Genomic DNA, 17,632 nt, shown 5'->3' with positions numbered 1-17,632 from the left:
CGGGCCAGGAGCGACGACCGCTCGTCGGCGCCGGCTCGTGTCCGGCGCGACGGTCGGACCTCCCGGGGGCCGACGAGCCCCGCCCCTACAGTCGTGCGTGATGAGCCCGGCACGCACGGTGACCCGCCGCCCCCCGGCCGGGACTCGGAGGAGGACGACGGCGCGCCCGCAGGGACGCCGTCCGGCGCGACGGCGGTCCCGGCCGGCGAAGCGGCTGCAGCGGCTGCGACCGGCCGGCTGGTGGCCGGCACTGCTCCTCGTCCTCGCGGTGGGCGCCGGGCTGGCCTGGGACCGTGGCGGGCAGGATGCCGATGTGCCCGACGCAGCAGTGCCCGCCGCGCAGTGCACGCTGCCCGGCTCCGGCTTCACGCTGACCGGGGAGCAGATCACCAACGCCCGGATCATCGCCCAGATCGCCCTCGACCGCGGGCTGCCCCAGCGGGCCGTGGTCATCGCGCTGGCCACGGCCATGCAGGAGTCGCGGCTGCGCAACATCGACTACGGCGATCGCGACTCCCTCGGGCTGTTCCAGCAGCGCCCCTCGCAGGGCTGGGGCACTCCGCAGCAGGTGCAGGACCCCGCCTACGCGGCGGGGAAGTTCTACGACCACCTGGTGCAGGTGCCGGACTGGCCGACCCGGCGGCTGACCGACGCCGCGCAGATCGTGCAGCGGTCGGGATTCCCCGAGGCCTACCAGAAGCACGAGGTCATGGCCGTCGAGCTCGCGGCCGCCCTGGCCCACGGCGACCTGGCCTGCAGCTGAGCCGGCGGCGCCGTCGTCGCGCCGGCACCCGGCGGACGCCCGGCGCGGGCTACTGACACACCTCGGCCGCTCCGCAGCGCTGAGCAGCGCATTGCCTAAAAGTCACCGAGCCCCTACTTTGTCCCGGCGCGGTGACCTGGATCACACGAGCTGCCTCGCGGCAGCCGCGCCATGGTGACCGGCCGGGTGGCCGATCGCACGAGTCCGTGCGACCGCCCTCCTCCCGGCGCGTGGCGCCCGACACCCGTCGGGGGTCGGCCGCGCACGTCGCACCGAGCACCGTCCGCGATCCAGTGGCACCCCGCCGGCGCCGCGCCGCCGGCACGTGAAGGAGGAGAACATGAAGGTCACCTCGTTCCACTTCATGCCCTACCGGGACCTACCCGATGACTTCGACCAGCGATACCGGTCCGCCTGGGTCGATGCTCCGTGGTGGGAGCTCGGCGACGCGGAGAAGGTGGGCGAGTACTACAACCAGTCGATCGACGAACTGATGCACGCCGCCCGGATGGGCTTCGACGGCCTGGGCACCAACGAGCACCACCAGAACGTCTACGGCTTCATGTGCAACCCCAACCTGTTCGGCGCGACCCTCGCCAAGCTGACCAGGGACGCCGGCCTGGACGACGTCGCGCTGGTGCAGCTGGGCGCCACGGTCTCCTCCACCGCGCCGCCGATCCGCATCGCGGAGGAGTACGCGGTCATCGACTGCATCAGCGGCGGCCGACTGGTCGCCGGCCTGCCGCTCGGCCTCGGCTGCGACGCCAACGTCAGCTACGGCATCACCCCGATCGAGCAGCGGGGGCGCTGGGCCGAGGCGATCGACCTGATGCGCAAGGCCTGGACGGCCGAGGAGTTCTTCGCCTGGAACGGCAAGTACTTCCAGCTGCCCAAGGTGAACCTGTGGCCACGGCCGGTGCAGAAGCCCCACCCGCCGCTGCTGGTACCCGGCGCGGCCAGCTCCTCGACCTGGGACTACTGCCACGAGCGCGACGTGCCGTACGCCTTCCTGAGCTACTTCGGCGGCAAGTCAGCGGACAACGTGCTGAACCGGTTCTGGGAGCGGGGCGAGGCCCACGGTCGGGACCGGAACCCCTACCGCGCGGCGATGCTGCAGCTGGTCGGGGTGGCCGAGACCGACGAGCGCGCCGAGGAGGAGTTCGGCAAGCACGTCGAGTTCTTCTACCACAAGCTCCTGCACCTGCCTCCGCACTACCTCGCACCCCCCGGGCAGATGGACTACCGGAGCATGGTCAGCCTCTTCAGCAACCCCTACCTCGAGCACATGGACTACTCGGTCGACCTCAAGCCGCTGACCGCCAAGGACATGATCGAGAAGGAGTTCGCCATCGTGGGCAGCCCGGCGACGGTGCGCGAGAAGCTCGAGGCCATGTGCCGCCGGCTCAACGTCGGCCACCTGATGGTCGTCCCACAGTTCGGCTCCATGCCCCACGACCTGGCCATGAAGAACATCGAGCTCTTCGGCCGGGAGGTCCTGCCGCACCTGCAGCGCCTGTGGGTCGAGGACGGCTGGACCAACAACTGGTGGCCCGAGAAGTGCCAGAAGGTCCCCGCCCCCGCCCTGGCCGGCCAGGCCTGATCGCACTCGAGGAGAGACGACGATGCCCACTCCGAAGACGGAGACCATCCAGCTCGACCACTGCGGCTTCGAGGCGAAGGTGAAGGTCGCCGGCAGCGGCAGCCCGGTCCTCTACCTGCACACGGCCGGCGGCCCCCGGTGGGACGTGCTGCTCGACGCGCTCGCCGAGGAGCACACGGTGTACGCGCCCGACCACCCCGGCACCGGGGAGACCGACCGCTACTCCATCCACCAGATCGACACGCTCTGGGACCTCGTCCTCGCCTACGACGAGCTGCTGGACCGGCTCGGCCTCAGCGAGGTGGCGATCGTGGGGAGCTCGTTCGGCGGGATGATGGCAGCGGAGGTGGCCGCGCACCGACCGGACCGGGTCAGCAAGCTCGTGCTCATGAGCGCGATCGGGCTGTGGCGCGACGACGCGCCCGTGGCGCAGTACATGCTCATGCCCCCGGACGACCTCGTGACCACGCTCTTCGCCGACACGAGCCCCGCTCCCGTGCAGGCCTTCCTGACCCCGCCCGCGGACTTCAAGGAGGCCGCCGTCGCGCAGGCGGACCTGATCTGGGCCCTGGGGACGACAGGCAAGTTCGTCTGGCCGATCCCGGACAAGGGGCTGCACAAGCGACTGCACCGCATCACCGCGCCCACGCTCGTCCTGTGGGGCGACAAGGACGCTCTGGTGTCGGCGGCCTATGCGGAGGAGTTCGCCGCCAGGATCGCCGACTCCCGGGTCGAGATCATCGATGGTGCGGGCCACGTGCCGCAGTGGGAGAAGGCGGACGCGGTGATCCCGCTGGTGCAGGACTTCCTGAAGGAGTAGCCCGCGCCCCGGCGGACGACACGACGTCGTGCCGTCCGCCGGGCCCGCGCCGGGTCAGCCGGCCAGGCGCTCCGCGGCGGCGGCGATCCGCTCGTCGGTCGCGGTCAGCGCCATGCGCACGTGCCGGGCCCCGGCGGGACCGTAGAACGAGCCGGGGGCGGCGACGATGCCGAGGCCGGCGAGCCAGTCGATGGTCGCCCAGCAGTCCTCGTCGCGGGTGACCCACAGGTAGAGCCCCGCCTCGGAGTGGTCGATCCGGGCACCGGCGCCCCGGACGGCGGCCATGAGCCGGTCCCGCCGGGCCCGGTAGCGCTCCCGCTGGGTGTCGATGTGGGCGTCATCGGCCAGGCCCACGGCCATGGCGGCCTGCACCGGGGTGGGGACGAGCAGGCCCAGGTGCCGGCGCACCTCCCACACCTGGCGGACCAGGGCCGGGTCACCGGACAGCAGACCCGCGCGGTAGCCGGCGGCGTTGGACTGCTTGGACAGCGAGTGGACCGCGAGCAGGCCGCTGTGGTCGTCCCCGGCCACCTCCGGGTGCAGCAGCGACCGCGGGGCGACGTCCCAGCCCAGCGCGACGTAGCACTCGTCGGAGACCACGGGGACACCGTGGGCCCGGCCCCAAGCGACCCACTCGCGCAACTGCTGGTCCCCCAGCACCCGCCCGTGCGGGTTGCCCGGCGAGTTGAGCCAGACGAGCACGACGCCGGCTGCGTCGTCCGGCGGGGTGTCGGTGCGCTGCACCGCGAGCCCGGCGAGCACCGCGCCGACCTCGTAGGTGGGGTAGGCGACCTCGGGCACGAGCACGGTGCCGGCGGCGCGCAGGCCCAGCATCGTGGGCAGCAGCGCGACCAGTTCCTTGGACCCGATGGTGGGGATGACCGATGGGTCGGCGCCCAGCGGGTCGGCCAGCCGCACGCCCAGCCGGCGGTGCAGCCACTCGGCCGCGGCGGTGCGCAGGTCCGCCGTCCCCAGGGCGGTCGGGTAGCCCGGCGCGTTACCCGACGCCGCCAGCGCCGTGCTGAGGGCCGGCGGGGTGTCGTCGACCGGCGTGCCGATGGAGAGGTCCACCACTCCGCCGGGGTGCCGGGCGGCCTTGGCCCGCGCCCCGGTGAGGGAGTCCCAGGGGAAGTCGGGCAGCCGGCCGCTCGCCGTCCCCGCGGCCGTGGCCGTCAGTGGCCTTCCGCCTGCGGCGGCAGGGCGGCGACCAGCGGGTGGTCCCGGCCGATCTTGCCGGTCTTGGCGGCGCCGCCGGGGCTGCCCAGGTCGGAGAAGAACTCCACGTTGGCGTTGTAGAAGTCCTTCCACTTGTCCGGGACGTCGTCCTCGTAGTAGATGGCCTCCACCGGGCACACCGGCTCGCACGCCCCGCAGTCCACGCACTCGTCGGGGTGGATGTAGAGCATCCGGTCGCCCTCGTAGATGCAGTCCACCGGACACTCGTCGATGCACGCCTTGTCGAGGACGTCGACGCAGGCCTGGGTGATGACGTAGGTCACGGTGGATCCCTCCCGGGGACGCGCTGGCAGCGACCGCTGGCCACGCCAGGGTCGGTTGTTCCGGCCCTCAGTATGGCGCCTCGTCCTGCCCGCGAGCGCGATGGGTACCTGCCGGCCTCCCGGGCCGTACCCGCCACGATCCTCCGCACGGGAGGCAGCCGCGGCCGCCTCGACGTCGTCGGCCTGGAGCGCGTCGCCGCGCACGGCTGGCGCTGGACGGAGGAGCACTACCGGGTCACGGCCGGCCGGCTGAGCTCCGGTCGCGGGGCGGCGAGCACCCGCCCGACGGCGAACGCCGCGGCCAGGACGCCGAGCAGCAGGAACGCCAGGTTGACGTACCCGGCGACCCCGGTCCCGGTGACGAGCAGGTCTCCCTCCGGACGGCGGATGCTCGCTGCGACCGCGACGACCAGCCAGACCACCGCCGGGAGCACCGCGGCGATCCGGGACCCGGTGACCCGGTGGGCCAGCCGCACCAGCAGCAGGTTGCCCGCGACCGCGGCGACCACCGACACCGGTACGAGCACCCCGCCGATCCGCAGCGGCAGCCAGAACACCTCGACCAGCGCCAGCTCCGTCGCCGCGACGACGACCAGCAGCCCCGCCCCCGCCCGCGTCCAGGGGCTCGGGCTCATCCGGGCAGGCCGGCGAAGAGGTCGTCCTCCCAGCCGTCGGGCCCCTCACCGGCCGGGCCGCGCGCGCCGCGCACGAGCCGGTAGTACTCGGTGCCCAGCACCTCCTGGCCGAAGTTGTTCGAGAGGGCGAAGAAGGGGCCGTCGACGGTGATCTGGGTGGCGTGCGCCCGCATCGCGGCGTCCTTGCGATCGGCGTACGCCCGCCCGTCGACGGCGGCGGCGACCAGCTCGTCGGGCACCGCGAACGGCACCTCGTCGATGTCACCCAGGTCGTCGAACGGCGACGCCTCGCCCAGAGCGGCCATCATCTCCGTCCCCCGCTTCAGGACCGAGCGCGGAATGCAGGTCCAGTAGACCTTCGCCACCTCCCACGCGGGGCCGAGGTCGGGGCGGTAGGAGGCGTCGGCGGCGGCCGTCACCGCGCCCATGGCGACCCGGTGGGCCTGGATGTGGTCGGGGTGGCCGTACCCGCCGTTCTCGTCGTAGGTGACGAGGACGTGCGGCCGCACCTCGCGGACGACGGCGACCGCGTGCGCGATCGCCTCGTCGAGGTCGGCGTTCCAGAACGCCCGCGGCTTGCCGTTGGCCGGCGTCCCCATCATCCCGGAGTCCCGGTAGCGGCCGGGGCCGCCGAGGAAGCGCCAGTCGGTGACACCGAGCGCCTCCATCGCCGTCCGCAGCTCGGCGATCCGGTAGCCACCCAGCTGGTCGGCGTGGTCGACGGCGAGCTGCTCGAGCTCGGGGACGAGCACCTCGCCCTCCTCACCGAGGGTGCAGGTGAGCAGGGTGACCGTCGCCCCTTCGGCGACGTAGCGGGCCATCGTGGCCCCGTTGTTGATGGTCTCGTCGTCGGGGTGGGCGTGCACGAGCAGCAGGCGTCGGTCGGTCACGGCTGCATCATGGTCGTCCCGCGGGACGACGCCGCGACCAGGTGCCGTCCGGCGCGGCCGGGGAGCCGCTGCGTCGCGGCCGCCTACTCCGCGTCGACGGGGACGACCTCGCGGGCCTCGGCGAAGTGGCACGCCGACGGGTGACCCTGGCCGCGGTCCACCAGCGCCGGGGCCTCGGTGGCGCAGATGTCCTGGGCCTTCCAGCACCGCGTGCGGAACCGGCAGCCCGACGGCGGGTCGGCCGGGCTCGGCACGTCCCCCTGCAGCAGGATCCGGTCCTTCTGCCCGCGCAGCGCCGGCTCGTGCAGCGGCACCGACGACAGCAGCGCCTGCGTGTAGGGGTGCGAGGGCGAGGCGTAGACCTGCTGGTCGGTGCCCTCCTCCACGATGCTGCCCAGATACATCACCGCGACGCGGTCGGAGATGTGCCGCACCACCGACAGGTCATGGGCGATGAACAGGTAGGACAGGCCGAACTCGTCCTGCAGGTCCTCCAGCAGGTTGACCACCTGGGCCTGCACCGAGACGTCCAGGGCCGACACCGGCTCGTCGCAGACGATGATCTCCGGGCGCAGCGCCAGAGCGCGGGCGATGCCGATGCGCTGACGCTGGCCGCCGGAGAACTGGTGCGGGTAGCGGTTGACGTAGTCGGGGTTGAGCCCGACGCGGTCGAGCAGCTCCTGCGTGCGCTGCAGCCGGCCCTTCCGCGGCGCGACGTCGGCGTGCACCGCCCAGCCCTCGGCGACGATGTCACCGACGGTCATCCGCGGGTTCAGCGACGCGTAGGGGTCCTGGAAGATGATCTGGACCTCGCGCCGGTACTCCTTGAGCTGCCGGCTGTTCATCGTCGTGACGTCGCGGCCCTTGTAGACGATCGAGCCCGATGTCGGCTTCTCCAGCGCGACGAGGAGCTTCGACACCGTCGACTTGCCGCAGCCGGACTCGCCGACCAGGCCCACGGTCTCGCCGCGGCGCATGGACAGGTTGACGCCGTCCACCGCGCGGACCTGACCGATCGTCCGCTTGAACAGGATCCCCTGGGTCAGCGGGAAGTACTTCTTCAGGTCGCGGATCTCGAGCAGCGTCTCCCCCCCGCGGCCGCCCCGGTCCGCTTCTCGCCCGTTGCTCGCTGCGATGCTCCCGTAGCTGGCGTCAGACACCGAGGACCTCCTCGCTGTAGTGGCAGGCCGCCTCGCGGCCCGGGACGACCAGGCGCAGCGGCGGGACGTCGGCCGCGCAGTCCTTGCCCGGAGCCGCGGCGGCACCCAGGCGGCGGCGAGCGCAGCGCGGGTGGAAGGGGCAGCCACTGGGGATCGCGGCCAGGTTCGGCGGCTGGCCGACGATCGGCTGCAGCCGGCCGCCCTTGGCCTCCACCTGCGGCACCGAGCCCATCAGGCCGTCGGTGTAGGGGTGGGCCGGGTCGCTGAAGACGTCGTCCACGGTGCCCCGCTCGACGATCCGGCCGGCGTACATGACCGCGACGTTGTCGGCGACCTCGTTCACCACGCCCAGATCGTGGGTGATGAGGATCAGCCCCATCCCGGTGTCCCGCTGCAGCTCCTTGAGCAGGTCCATGACCTGCGCCTGCACGGTGACGTCGAGGGCGGTGGTGGGCTCGTCGGCGATGAGCACCCGCGGGTCCAGCGCGATCGCCATGGCGATCATGACCCGCTGCCGCATGCCGCCGGAGAACTGGTGCGGGTAGTCGTTGACCCGCGACTTCGCCGCGGGGATGCGCACCCGGTCCATGAGCTCGACAGCGCGCGCCTTGGCGTCCTTCTTGGACATGCCGCGGTGCGCGCGGAACATCTCGCCGATCTGGTAGCCCACGCTGTAGACGGGGTTCAGCGACGACAGCGCGTCCTGGAAGATCATCGAGATGCCGGGGCCGCGCACCTTGCGCTGCTCCTCGGCCGGCTGCTGCAGGAGGTCGCGGCCCTCGAACCAGATGCCGCCCCCGGTGATGACCGCCGGCGGGGTGTCCAGGATCCCCATGATCGCCTGGGCGGAGACGGACTTGCCGGAGCCGGACTCCCCGAGGATCGCCAGGGTCTCCCCCGCCGCCAGGCTGTAGCTCACGCCGTTGACGGCGTTCACCACACCCGAGCGGGTCCGGAACTCGACGTGCAGGTCGTCGACCTCCAGGACCGGCGTCCCCGGCAGGGCCGCCGGCGAGGCGTGCTCGGACAGTTCGGGTCGGGTCATGCGCGCTGCCTCGGGTCGAGGGCGTCGCGCAGGGCGTCGCCCATCATGATGAAGGCCATCACGGTCGTCGTCAGGATCAGGCTCGGGAACAGCACCAGGTGCGGCGCCGTCCGCAGCAGGGACTGGCCGTTCTCGATCTGCAGCCCCCAGGAGATCGCCGGCCGCTGCAGACCCACGCCGAGGAAGGTCAGCGTCGCCTCCGCCGCGATCAGCACCCCGATGGTGATCGTCGTGTAGACCAGCACCGGGGCGACGGCGTTCGGGAGGATGTGCCGGAGCAGGATGCGCCGGTTGGAGGCGCCCATCGCGCGGGCTGCGGCGACGTAGTCGGAGCTCTTCACCGCGATGACCTGGGAGCGGACCAGCCGCATCGCCGTCATCCAACCGAAGGCCGCCAGCGCGATGGCCACGGCGACGACGCCGCGGCCGATGGTCCCGCTGCGCAGGACCACGAGGGCGCCGAGGATCAGCGGCAGCGCGTAGAAGATGTCGGTGATCCGGGAGAGCACGCTGTCGATCATCCCGCCGTAGAAGCCGGAGACGGCGCCGACGAGGACGCCCAGCACCAGGACGACCAGCACGGCCAGCAGGCCGATGATCAGCGAGTTCCGCGCCCCGTAGACGACGTTGGCCAGGTAGTCGCAGCCCTGCTGGTCGAACCCGAACCAGTGCTCCGCCGACGGCTTCTGGTTGCTGTTGGCCAGGTTGCAGGCCCGGGGGTCGGCCCCGCGCGCGAACACCTGCGGGATCAGCGCCATGAGGACGAAGACCAGCCCGAGCACGGCGCCGATCCAGAACAGCGGGTTGCGCCGGAGGGAGTCCCAGGCGTCGCTCCACAGGCTGTTCTGCCGGGCGTTCGTGACGTCGATCGACGGCGCGGCCAGGACGGTCTGCGTCCCGGCCTCGACCTCGTCGTGCCGCAGGTCGGCCTGCTGCTGATCAGTCATAACGGATCCTCGGGTCGAGGACGGCGTAGAGCACGTCGACCACCAGGTTGAAGAAGATGAAGAAGAAGACCATCAGGGTCACGATGCCGACGACGACCGCGCCCTCCTGGGCCTGGACCGAGTCGAAGATGGCCCGCCCGATGCCGGGGAGGTTGAAGACCGTCTCGGTGACGATGGCCCCGCCCATGAGCGTGCCGATGTCGGCGCCGATGAAGGTGACCACCGGGATCAGGCTGTTGCGCAGCGTGTGGCGGATGACGACGTCCCGGTTGCGCAGCCCCTTGGCCCTCGCCGTCCGGACGTAGTCGGCCCGCAGGTTCTCCGCGACGCTGGTGCGGGTCAGCCGGGCGACGTAGGCCAGCGAGCCCGCGGCCAGGACCAGGCCCGGGAGCAGGAAGCTGTACCAGCCGTCGTTGATGCCGGCGATCGGGAACCAGCCGAACTTCACGCCGAGGACGAACTGGGAGACGAAGGCCAGCACCAGGATCGGGACGGACACCACGATGGTGCTCGACACGAGCACCAGGTTGTCCAGGAAGCCGTTGCGCCGGATACCGGCGAGCACGCCGGCGATGATGCCGATCACGGCCTCGAAGACGATCGCGACCACCGTGAGCTTGACGGTCACCGGCAGCCGCTGCTCGATCGTGTCGAGCACCTCGCGGCCGCGGAAGTCCGTGCCGAAATCCCCCTGCAGCAGGTCCCCGACGTACTTGACGTACTGGATGAGCAGCGGGTCGTCGAGGTTGAACTGGTCGCGCAGCTGCGCGACGACGGCGGGCGCGAGCGGCCGGTCACCGCCCAGCGCGCGGATGGGGTCGCCCGGCAGGGCGTACACCATCGCGAAGATCAGGAACGAGGCACCGATCAGGACCGGGATGGTGAGCAGGAGTCGGCGCGCGATGTAGCGGCCCATGTCCCCCCTTGGGTTGGCGCGCGCCGGCTTCGACCGGCGCCGGACTCATGGTGCCCGCCTGGGGGCACACGCGCCGCCGGGGGTGGTTGTCCAGACGGACAGCCACCCCCGGCGGCCGGATGGTGCCAGGTGCGGGTCAGCTGTTGACGACGACCCGCGCGACGTCGATGTCACCGAAGACGTCGATGACCACGTCGCTCACGTTCTCCGAGCGCAGCGCCTGCTCCACCTCGAAGAACATCGGGATGATCGGCATGTCCTCGAGCAGGAGGTCCTCGGCCTGCTGGTACAGCTTGACGGCCTCCTCGTTGCTGGACGCGGCGTTGGCCTGCGCGACGAGCTGGTCGAACTGCGGGTTCGAGTAGAACGCCGAGTTCGAGCCGGCCGGCGGGAGGGCCGAGGTCGAGAACAGCGGCTCGAGGTAGTTCTGCGGGCTCGGGTAGTCCATGCTCCAGCCGAGGCGGAACGGACCGGTGAAGCCCTTCTCGTCACCGAGCGGCAGGTACTCGGCGAAGTCGAGGTCCCCGCGCAGGGCGAACTCGACACCGAGGTTCTCGCGCAGCTGGTTGCCCACGGCCTCGACCCAGGCGTCGTGGCCGGCGCCGGCGTTGAACCACAGCTCGATGGGCTGGCTGCGGTCGAAACCGGCCTCGTCGAGCAGCTGGTTCGCGCGCTCGACGTCGAGCGAGCAGTACTGGCACGCGTCGTCGCGCTGACCGTCCACGACCGGGGCGATCACCGAGGTGGCCGGCGTGCGGCCGCCGAAGAAGATCGCGTCGGCGATCGACTGGCGGTCGATGGCCATCGACAGCGCCTGGCGGACCCGCTTGTCGGCGAAGCGCTCGTCGTAGGTCGGGAAGCCCAGGTACTGGAAGCCCGACGACGGCGCCTCGATGAAGCGGTCCCCGAAGGTGTCCTCGGCCGAGGCGAGCGCGTCCGGCGGCATGTCCGGCAGCACGTCGAGGTTGCCGGCCTCCACGTCGTTGAGGCCGGTGTTCAGGTCGGCGTAGACGCGGAAGTCGACGGTGTCGGCCTGCGCGGGCTGCTCACCGGCGTAGTCGTCGAACTTGGAGACGGTGAAGCCCTGGCCCGGGACGAAGTCCTCGTCGGCCTGGAACGGGCCGTTGCCGATCGGGCGGGTGCCGAAGGCCTCGGGGTCGTCGAAGAAGGCCTCGGGCAGCGGGTAGAAGGCGCTGTAGCCCACGGTCACGGGGAACTGGGCGAAGGCGCTGGCCAGCGTGACCGTGAAGGTCTGCTCGTCCACGACCTTCAGACCGCTCATCTCCGTCGCGGCCGGGTCGCCGGTCACGTTGCCGGCGTCGTCGGTCGGGGCCTGCAGGTCCTCGTAGCCCTGGATGTTCGAGAAGAAGTACGAGGCACCCTGCGCGTTGGGGCTGTAGGCGCCCCAGTTCCACGCGTCCACGAAGGACTGCGCGGTGACCGGCGTCCCGTCGTGGAAGGTCCAGCCGTCCTTCAGCGTGACGGTCCAGGTCGTGTTGTCCTCGGACTCGATGGACTCCGCGACACCGGTGTACTCGACCGCGCCGTCCTGGGCGTACTCGATCAGGCCGGTCCAGAGCGAGGAGATGACCTGGTGGCCCTCGCTCTCGGTGGTGTTGCTCGGCACCAGCGGGTTCTCGGGCTCACCGATGTAGATGCTGAAGCTGCCGCCGTCGGCGGACCCACCCCCCGAGCCGCTGTCGTCGTCACTGCCGCCGCAGGCGGAGAGCACCAAGGCACCGGACAGGCCGGTTGCGATGAGCGCAGCAGAGCGCTTGCCCAACTTCACGTACATGCCTCCCTCGTCCCGCGCTGCGGGGGGAATGGACTGGTTCTGGTCCAGCAGCCAGCACCGGAGGCCGGACGGCTGGACGTCGTGCTCGGATACCGGCGGGAGCCGGTACGACGGGGGACCCTAGGCGCGCTCCGCAAGAGGCGTCCACGGCCGTCACCGACTTGTGACCTCGGCTCAGGATCTCACAGGGTGGAATTTTGCTTGCGCAAGGCCGCCGGACAGTGGCCTGCAGGAGTTGCGGTGCGGATCACGTTTCACCGGACGTATTCCGTCGACCTGGGCGTTTGCGCTCCGGGATCACTCGTGCGGGGTGGACGGCCCGCGATCCGGACAGCGGGAGTGCGGAATGAGCCAGCCCCGTCGAGGCCCGGGCCCGGCCGCCCCCGCTCTCCCCCGCAGGGGGTGGTCGTCGCGAAACCGGCGGAAGGGTCAGAGGCGGGCCAGGAGGTCCCGGACGGCGGGCAGCAGGGGCCGGTCGGCGGGGATCCAGTCGAGCGACTCCAGCTCGTCGGCGGTGACCCAGCGCAGCTCGGCGTGCTCGTGCGCGGTGAGCTGCCCGCCGTCGACCACCCGGGCCCACCACACCCGCAGCGTCGAGGTACCCGGGGCCCCGCCGGCGACGACGCCGTCCAGCACGACCTCGCCGAGGAACGCCTGCGGCGCGATCCGCGCCCCGAGCTCCTCGCCGATCTCGCGCACCAGGGCGGACAGGTCGTCCTCGCCCGGTTCCACCTTGCCGCCGGGGAACTCCCAGCACCGGTCGTAGGGCCCACCCGAGCGCCGGGCGACCAGCACCCGGTCCCCGTCGACGAGGGCGGCGCCGACCACCTGCACCACGTCGAGCGCCCGCCGGGCGGCGGCCGCGGCGTAGGCGTCCAGGTGGGCCTGCATCGCGCGCAGCACCCGGCGGCGCAGCAGCAGGTCGAGCAGCCGACCCAGCGGGCCCGGCACGGACGTCGCCCAGTCCACCTGCTCGTCGACCAGCGTGCCGGCGCCGGTGGCCGAGAAGCGCCGGGAGTGCGTCAGCCAGCGCCAGCCCCGGCCGGCCCGCACGGAGTACACGTCCCGCACCGGCCGGAGCGAGACGAGCTCCTCCAGGGGGGCACCCCACGGGCGGCCGAGCGAGCGCGCGACGTCGAACGCCACGGTGAGCGGCGCCTCCACCAGGGTGGTGAATCGCAGCTGCGGCACCCGCCCACCCTCCCAGACCAGGGCACTATGCCCGTGTGCGCATCACCGCGAGGGTCGACTACGCCGTCCGCGCCGCCGTCGAGCTGGCCGCGGCGGCCCCCGGCGCTCTCACCTGCGACCGCATCGCGGCGGCGCAGGGCATCCCGTCCCGGTTCCTCCAGTCGATCCTCGGCGACCTCCAGCACGCCCGGCTGGTGACCAGCCAGCGCGGGCGCGAGGGCGGGTACCGGCTCGCCCTGCCGCCGGAGGAGGTGTCCATCGCCCGGGTCATGCGCGTCGAGCAGGGCTTCCTCGCCGAGGTGCACGGCCAGCGGCCCGAGGACGTCGAGTACCCGGGCACCGCCGCGCCGCTGGCCGGGGTGTGGGTGGCCGCGCGGGAGGCCTACCGGCGGGTGCTGGAGGAGGTCACCCTCGCCGACGTCGTCGCGGGGAAGCTCCCCGCCCCGGTCGCCGAGCTGGCCGCCCTCGAGGCGGCCTGGCGCTCTTTCAGCGACCAACCGGGCGAGTAGCGGGGGCAGTTCTCGGCACCGGGTCGCCGCTGGGTGACACTGGGCCACATGCCAGGCACGCAGCAGCGCGGTGTCACCGTCTTCCTCACGGGGCTCTCCGGCGCGGGGAAGTCCACCATCGCCGACGCCCTCGTCGCCGACCTGGAGCGGGACGGCCGGCCGGTCACGGTCCTGGACGGCGACGTGGTGCGCACCCACCTCTCCAGCGAGCTGACGTTCTCCCGCGAGGACCGCGACCTCAACATCCGTCGGATCGGCTTCGTCGCCGGCGAGGTGGTCCGGCACGGCGGCACGGTCCTCGTCGCGGCGATCGCCCCCTACGAGGCCGCCCGCGAGGAGGCCCGCGCGCTGGTCGAGCAGCACGGCCGGTTCCTCCTGGTGCACCTGTCGACCCCGCTCGAGGTGTGCGAAGGTCGCGACGTCAAGGGCCTGTACGCCCGGGCCCGGGCCGGCGAGATCCCCGGGTTCACCGGCATCGACGACCCCTACGAGCCGCCGGTGCGCGCCGAGCTGGTCATCGACACCTCGGTGACCCCCCTGGCCGAGTCGGTCGCCCGCATCCGCGCCGCGATGGACGCCGCCACGGACGAGGAGTCCGCCGGGGTCGCCTGATGACAGCCCGGGGGCAGCGCAGCGAGGGACGACCGGGGAGCGGAGCCGGGCCCGAGGACATGGCCCGAGTCACCGCTCGACCCAGCGGGGGATGTGGGAGGATGTCCCGGTGAGCGACCGCGGGCTGTTCCTCGTCGCGCGCCGTCACATCGACCTGGCGCGCGTGAGCAGCGCTGTCTGTCGCCTCCCGCGCTGACACCCCCCGGTCCCCGCGCAGCGCCCGCTGCGCCCCCCGATCTGGCAGCGCCCCCTCCCTGCCCGGCGCCCGGGCGGACGGCGCAGAAGGAAGTGCCCTCGTGACTGCCCCCTCCCGCACGAGCAACCGGCCGCAGCGCGGCCAGGGCCAGTGGGCTCTGGGTTACCGCGAGCCGCTGAACCCGAACGAGCGGATGAAGAAGGACTCCGACGGGCTCGAGGTCCGTCAGCGCATCCTCGACATCTACTCGAAGACCGGCTTCGACGGCATCGACCCGGGCGACCTGCGCGGCCGGATGCGCTGGATGGGTCTCTACACCCAGCGGGCCCAGGGCATCCCCGGCGGCAAGACCGCCGTGCTGGAGCCCGAGGAGCTCGAGGACTCCTACTTCATGATGCGGGTGCGCATCGACGGTGGGCAGCTGACGAGCGAGGCGCTGCGGATCATCGGCGGCATCAGCACCGAGTTCGGCCGGGACGTCGCCGACGTCACCGACCGGCAGAACGTGCAGTACCACTGGATCCGCATCGAGGACGTGCCCGAGATCTGGCGGCGGCTGGAGTCGGTGGGCCTGTCGACCACGGAGGCCTGCGGCGACGTGCCGCGCGTGATGCTCGGCTGCCCGCTGGCCGGGATCCTCGAGGACGAGGTGATCGACGCGAGCGACGTCCTCGCGGAGACCGTCGCCAAGTACGTGGGCAACCCGGAGTTCAGCAACCTGCCGCGCAAGTGGAAGACGTCGATGTCCGGGTGCGCCGACCACTGCACCGAGCCCGAGATCGACGACGTCGCCTTCGTCGGCGTGCTGAACGACGCGGGCGAGGCCGGCTACGACCTGTGGGTCGGCGGCGGCCTGTCGACCAACCCGATGTTCGGCCAGCGGATCGGCGTGTTCGTCCGGCCCGACCAGGTGACCGACGTCTGGGCCGCGTGCACCGCGATCTTCCGGGACTACGGCTACCGCCGGCAGCGCAACCGCGCCCGCATCAAGTTCCTGATGGCCGACTGGGGCCCGGAGAAGTTCCGCCAGGTGCTGCAGGACGAGTACCTGCACGAGGTGCTGCCCGACGGCCCGCCCCCTGCGCCCGCCAAGCACGACCAGCGCGACCACGTCGGCGTGGCCCGGCAGAAGGACGGCAACAACGCGGTCGGCTTCGCGCTGCGTACCGGCCGGATCAGCGGCAGCCTGCTCACCCGCATCGCCGACCTGGCCGACGAGTACGGCGCCGGGCGTATCCGGACGACGACGCAGCAGAAGCTCGTGATCCTCGACGTCCCGGACGAGAAGGTCGAGGCCCTGGTCGCGGCGCTGGCCGAACACGACCTGCAGGTGCGCCCGAGTGCCTTCCGCCGCGGCACCATGGCATGCACCGGGCTGGAGTTCTGCAAGCTCGCGATCGTCGAGACCAAGCAGCACGCGCAGGACCTCTACGCGGAGCTCGAGAAGCGGCTGCCGGACTTCGACGTGCCGATCGGCATCAACGTCAACGGCTGCCCGAACAGCTGCGCGCGGTTCCAGACCGCCGACATCGGGTTCAAGGGCTCGATGGTGCGCGACGACACCGGCGAGATGGTCGAGGGCTTCCAGGTCCACCTGGGGGGGCACCTCGGCGTCGAGGCCACCTTCGGCCGCAAGTTCCGCGGGCACAAGGTGACCAAGGCCGAGACCGCCGACTACTGCGAGCGCGTGCTGCGTGGCTTCCAGGAGCGCCGGACCGAGGGCGAGTCCTTCGCCCACTACGTGTCGCGGGCCGAGGAGGCCTGGCTGCTGTGACCGACGAACCCGGGGCGGGCACGGGAAGGGCCCGGTCACTGCCGGTGTTCCACTGCCCGTACTGCGGGGACGAGGAGCTGACCCCGCACGGGGACAAGGGCGAGTGGCACTGCGCCGCCTGCCTGCGGACCTTCACCGTTCGGCTGACCGGGACAGGAGTGCAGCACCCATGACGACCGCGATCCGCCCGAGCCCCGAGCTGGCCGCCGAGGCCGACGCCCGCTTCGAGGGCATCGCCGACCCGGTCGAGCAGGCCCTCGCCGTGCTGCGCTGGGCCGGGGAGACCTTCGGCGAGGACTTCGCGGTCACGTCGTCCATGGCCGACGGGCTGCTGGCCCACCTGGCCGGCCGCGCGGCGCCCGGCGTCCACGTGGTCTTCCTCGACACCGGCTACCACTTCGCCGAGACCATCGGCACCCGGGACTGGATCAGCGCGGTCCTGCCGATCACGCTGGTCAACGTGCGCCCCTCCCGGACGGTCGCCGAGCAGGACGCCGAGCACGGCGAGAAGCTGCACGACCGCAACCCCGACCTGTGCTGCTCGCTGCGCAAGGTGCAGCCGCTGGCCCGGGCGCTGGAGGGCTACACGGCCTGGGGCTCGGGGGTGCGCCGCGACGAGTCGCCGAGCCGCGCCGGCACCAGGCTGGTCGACTGGGACGCCAAGCGCGGCATGGTGAAGGTCAACCCGCTGGCGGCCTGGACCCAGGACGACGTCGACTCCTACATCACCGAGCACCAGGTGCCGGTCAACCCGCTGCACGAGATCGGGTACGCCTCGATCGGGTGCGCCCCCTGCACGCGGCCGGTGGCCCCGGGCGAGGACCCGCGTGCCGGCCGGTGGGCCGGTCGCGGCAAGACCGAGTGCGGCCTGCACACCTGATGAAGGGCTTCGTTCCACCCCACGCCGCGCTTCGCACGCCGCGGGCCCCTGGAACGAAGCCCTAGCGGCAGGATGGGGCCGTGCCCCCACCGCCGCGCCTGTCCCCTGACGAGCTCGCTGCCGCCCTGTCCGGGCTCCCGCTGTGGTCGGGGGACGGCGAGGGCCTCCACCGCACCGTGGAGCTGCCGGGCTTCCCGGACGCCGTCGCCGCGATCGTGCGCATCGGGTTCGTCGCCGAGGAGATGGACCACCACCCGGACGTGGACCTGCGCTGGCGTCGCCTGCACCTGACGTTGGTCACCCACGCCTCGGGCGGGGTCACCGAGTTCGACCTCGAGCTCGCCCGGCGCATCGACGCCCTCTTCCCCGGCTGAGCGGACCCTCCGCGCGGAGAGTCCCC

20 protein-coding genes are annotated in these 17,632 nt (G+C 72.2%); 10 read left to right on the top strand and 10 right to left on the bottom strand.

Annotation, left to right across the window (positions count from 1 at the left end; all coding sequences use genetic code 11):
* Positions 1 to 100 precede the first annotated feature (100 nt).
* The 3 genes from BMZ50_RS24530 (at position 101) to BMZ50_RS14610 (ending at position 3,183) form a co-directional block, all read left to right on the top strand.
* A complete protein-coding gene (locus tag BMZ50_RS24530; RefSeq protein ID WP_218146257.1) occupies positions 101 to 763 on the top strand; it encodes a hypothetical protein in 663 nt (220 codons plus the stop codon).
* Between the two features lie 340 nt (positions 764 to 1,103).
* Positions 1,104 to 2,363 (top strand): LLM class flavin-dependent oxidoreductase, encoded by a 1,260-nt coding sequence (locus BMZ50_RS14615; RefSeq protein ID WP_091325872.1) that lies wholly within the window; start codon positions 1,104 to 1,106, stop codon positions 2,361 to 2,363.
* A gap of 22 nt (positions 2,364 to 2,385) precedes the next feature.
* The gene (locus BMZ50_RS14610) at positions 2,386 to 3,183 is read left to right on the top strand and encodes an alpha/beta fold hydrolase (RefSeq protein ID WP_091325870.1); all 798 of its coding nucleotides are present in this window, start codon (positions 2,386 to 2,388) and stop codon (positions 3,181 to 3,183) included.
* Positions 3,184 to 3,237: 54 nt separating this feature from the next.
* Here BMZ50_RS14610 and dapC read toward each other — a convergent pair whose 3' ends face one another.
* The 10 genes from dapC to BMZ50_RS24520 all read right to left on the bottom strand — a co-directional run bounded on the left by dapC (position 3,238) and on the right by BMZ50_RS24520 (position 13,261).
* Positions 3,238 to 4,323, bottom strand: coding sequence for a succinyldiaminopimelate transaminase (dapC, locus tag BMZ50_RS14605; protein ID WP_281245441.1), 1,086 nt, complete (start codon positions 4,321 to 4,323; stop codon positions 3,238 to 3,240).
* Positions 4,324 to 4,355: 32 nt separating this feature from the next.
* Positions 4,356 to 4,682 (bottom strand): ferredoxin, encoded by a 327-nt coding sequence (gene fdxA, locus BMZ50_RS24525; protein ID WP_091325867.1) that lies wholly within the window; start codon positions 4,680 to 4,682, stop codon positions 4,356 to 4,358.
* 227 nt (positions 4,683 to 4,909) lie between these two features.
* Positions 4,910 to 5,317, bottom strand: a complete 408-nt coding sequence (locus tag BMZ50_RS14595) for a DUF6113 family protein (RefSeq protein WP_091325865.1) — start codon at positions 5,315 to 5,317, stop codon at positions 4,910 to 4,912.
* Positions 5,314 to 6,207: an N-acetyl-1-D-myo-inositol-2-amino-2-deoxy-alpha-D-glucopyranoside deacetylase gene (gene mshB / locus BMZ50_RS14590; protein ID WP_091325863.1), complete on the bottom strand. Its 894-nt coding sequence runs from the start codon at positions 6,205 to 6,207 to the stop codon at positions 5,314 to 5,316. Before mshB ends, BMZ50_RS14595 begins: the two co-directional genes overlap by 4 nt.
* A gap of 83 nt (positions 6,208 to 6,290) precedes the next feature.
* Positions 6,291 to 7,367 (bottom strand): ABC transporter ATP-binding protein, encoded by a 1,077-nt coding sequence (locus BMZ50_RS14585; RefSeq protein WP_091325861.1) that lies wholly within the window; start codon positions 7,365 to 7,367, stop codon positions 6,291 to 6,293.
* Positions 7,360 to 8,412, bottom strand: coding sequence for an ABC transporter ATP-binding protein (locus BMZ50_RS14580; protein ID WP_091325859.1), 1,053 nt, complete (start codon positions 8,410 to 8,412; stop codon positions 7,360 to 7,362). The genes BMZ50_RS14585 and BMZ50_RS14580 overlap by 8 nt, the downstream gene beginning before the upstream one ends.
* Positions 8,409 to 9,359, bottom strand: a complete 951-nt coding sequence (locus BMZ50_RS14575) for an ABC transporter permease (protein ID WP_091325857.1) — start codon at positions 9,357 to 9,359, stop codon at positions 8,409 to 8,411. Before BMZ50_RS14575 ends, BMZ50_RS14580 begins: the two co-directional genes overlap by 4 nt.
* Entirely contained in the window at positions 9,352 to 10,275 is a 924-nt protein-coding gene (locus BMZ50_RS14570) for an ABC transporter permease (protein ID WP_091325855.1), read from the bottom strand. Before BMZ50_RS14570 ends, BMZ50_RS14575 begins: the two co-directional genes overlap by 8 nt.
* Before the next feature lie 136 nt (positions 10,276 to 10,411).
* Positions 10,412 to 12,070, bottom strand: coding sequence for a peptide ABC transporter substrate-binding protein (locus BMZ50_RS14565; RefSeq protein ID WP_091325852.1), 1,659 nt, complete (start codon positions 12,068 to 12,070; stop codon positions 10,412 to 10,414).
* A 429-nt stretch (positions 12,071 to 12,499) separates the two neighbouring features.
* Positions 12,500 to 13,261 carry a (deoxy)nucleoside triphosphate pyrophosphohydrolase gene (locus tag BMZ50_RS24520; protein ID WP_218146256.1) on the bottom strand — a complete coding sequence of 254 codons (762 nt, stop codon included), beginning with the start codon at positions 13,259 to 13,261 and terminating at the stop codon, positions 12,500 to 12,502.
* 35 nt (positions 13,262 to 13,296) lie between these two features.
* On the opposite strand from BMZ50_RS24520, the gene BMZ50_RS14555 reads away from it, so the two are divergent.
* The 7 genes from BMZ50_RS14555 to BMZ50_RS14535 all read left to right on the top strand — a co-directional run bounded on the left by BMZ50_RS14555 (position 13,297) and on the right by BMZ50_RS14535 (position 17,606).
* Positions 13,297 to 13,770, top strand: a complete 474-nt coding sequence (locus tag BMZ50_RS14555; RefSeq protein ID WP_091325850.1) for an RrF2 family transcriptional regulator — start codon at positions 13,297 to 13,299, stop codon at positions 13,768 to 13,770.
* Positions 13,771 to 13,818: 48 nt separating this feature from the next.
* Positions 13,819 to 14,382 (top strand): adenylyl-sulfate kinase, encoded by a 564-nt coding sequence (gene cysC, locus BMZ50_RS14550; RefSeq protein WP_091325848.1) that lies wholly within the window; start codon positions 13,819 to 13,821, stop codon positions 14,380 to 14,382.
* A 91-nt stretch (positions 14,383 to 14,473) separates the two neighbouring features.
* The gene (locus BMZ50_RS25280) at positions 14,474 to 14,578 is read left to right on the top strand and encodes a putative leader peptide (protein ID WP_425432013.1); all 105 of its coding nucleotides are present in this window, start codon (positions 14,474 to 14,476) and stop codon (positions 14,576 to 14,578) included.
* Between the two features lie 100 nt (positions 14,579 to 14,678).
* A complete protein-coding gene (locus BMZ50_RS14545) occupies positions 14,679 to 16,352 on the top strand; it encodes a nitrite/sulfite reductase (RefSeq protein ID WP_091325845.1) in 1,674 nt (557 codons plus the stop codon).
* Positions 16,349 to 16,525: an Insertion element protein gene (locus BMZ50_RS23730; protein WP_143087181.1), complete on the top strand. Its 177-nt coding sequence runs from the start codon at positions 16,349 to 16,351 to the stop codon at positions 16,523 to 16,525. Before BMZ50_RS14545 ends, BMZ50_RS23730 begins: the two co-directional genes overlap by 4 nt.
* The gene (locus BMZ50_RS14540) at positions 16,522 to 17,232 is read left to right on the top strand and encodes a phosphoadenylyl-sulfate reductase (protein ID WP_091325843.1); all 711 of its coding nucleotides are present in this window, start codon (positions 16,522 to 16,524) and stop codon (positions 17,230 to 17,232) included. The genes BMZ50_RS23730 and BMZ50_RS14540 overlap by 4 nt, the downstream gene beginning before the upstream one ends.
* Positions 17,233 to 17,312: 80 nt before the next feature.
* Complete coding sequence (locus BMZ50_RS14535) at positions 17,313 to 17,606, top strand: 4a-hydroxytetrahydrobiopterin dehydratase (RefSeq protein WP_091325842.1); 294 nt, start codon at positions 17,313 to 17,315, stop codon at positions 17,604 to 17,606.
* The last annotated feature ends 26 nt before the right edge of the window (positions 17,607 to 17,632 follow it).

The sequence above is a fragment of the Geodermatophilus ruber genome (genome assembly GCF_900114385.1).
Taxonomy (GTDB): Bacteria; Actinomycetota; Actinomycetes; order Mycobacteriales; family Geodermatophilaceae; genus Geodermatophilus; species Geodermatophilus ruber.
Note: the sequence above shows the minus strand (reverse complement) of the source record. Positions and strands in the feature narration are given on the sequence as shown.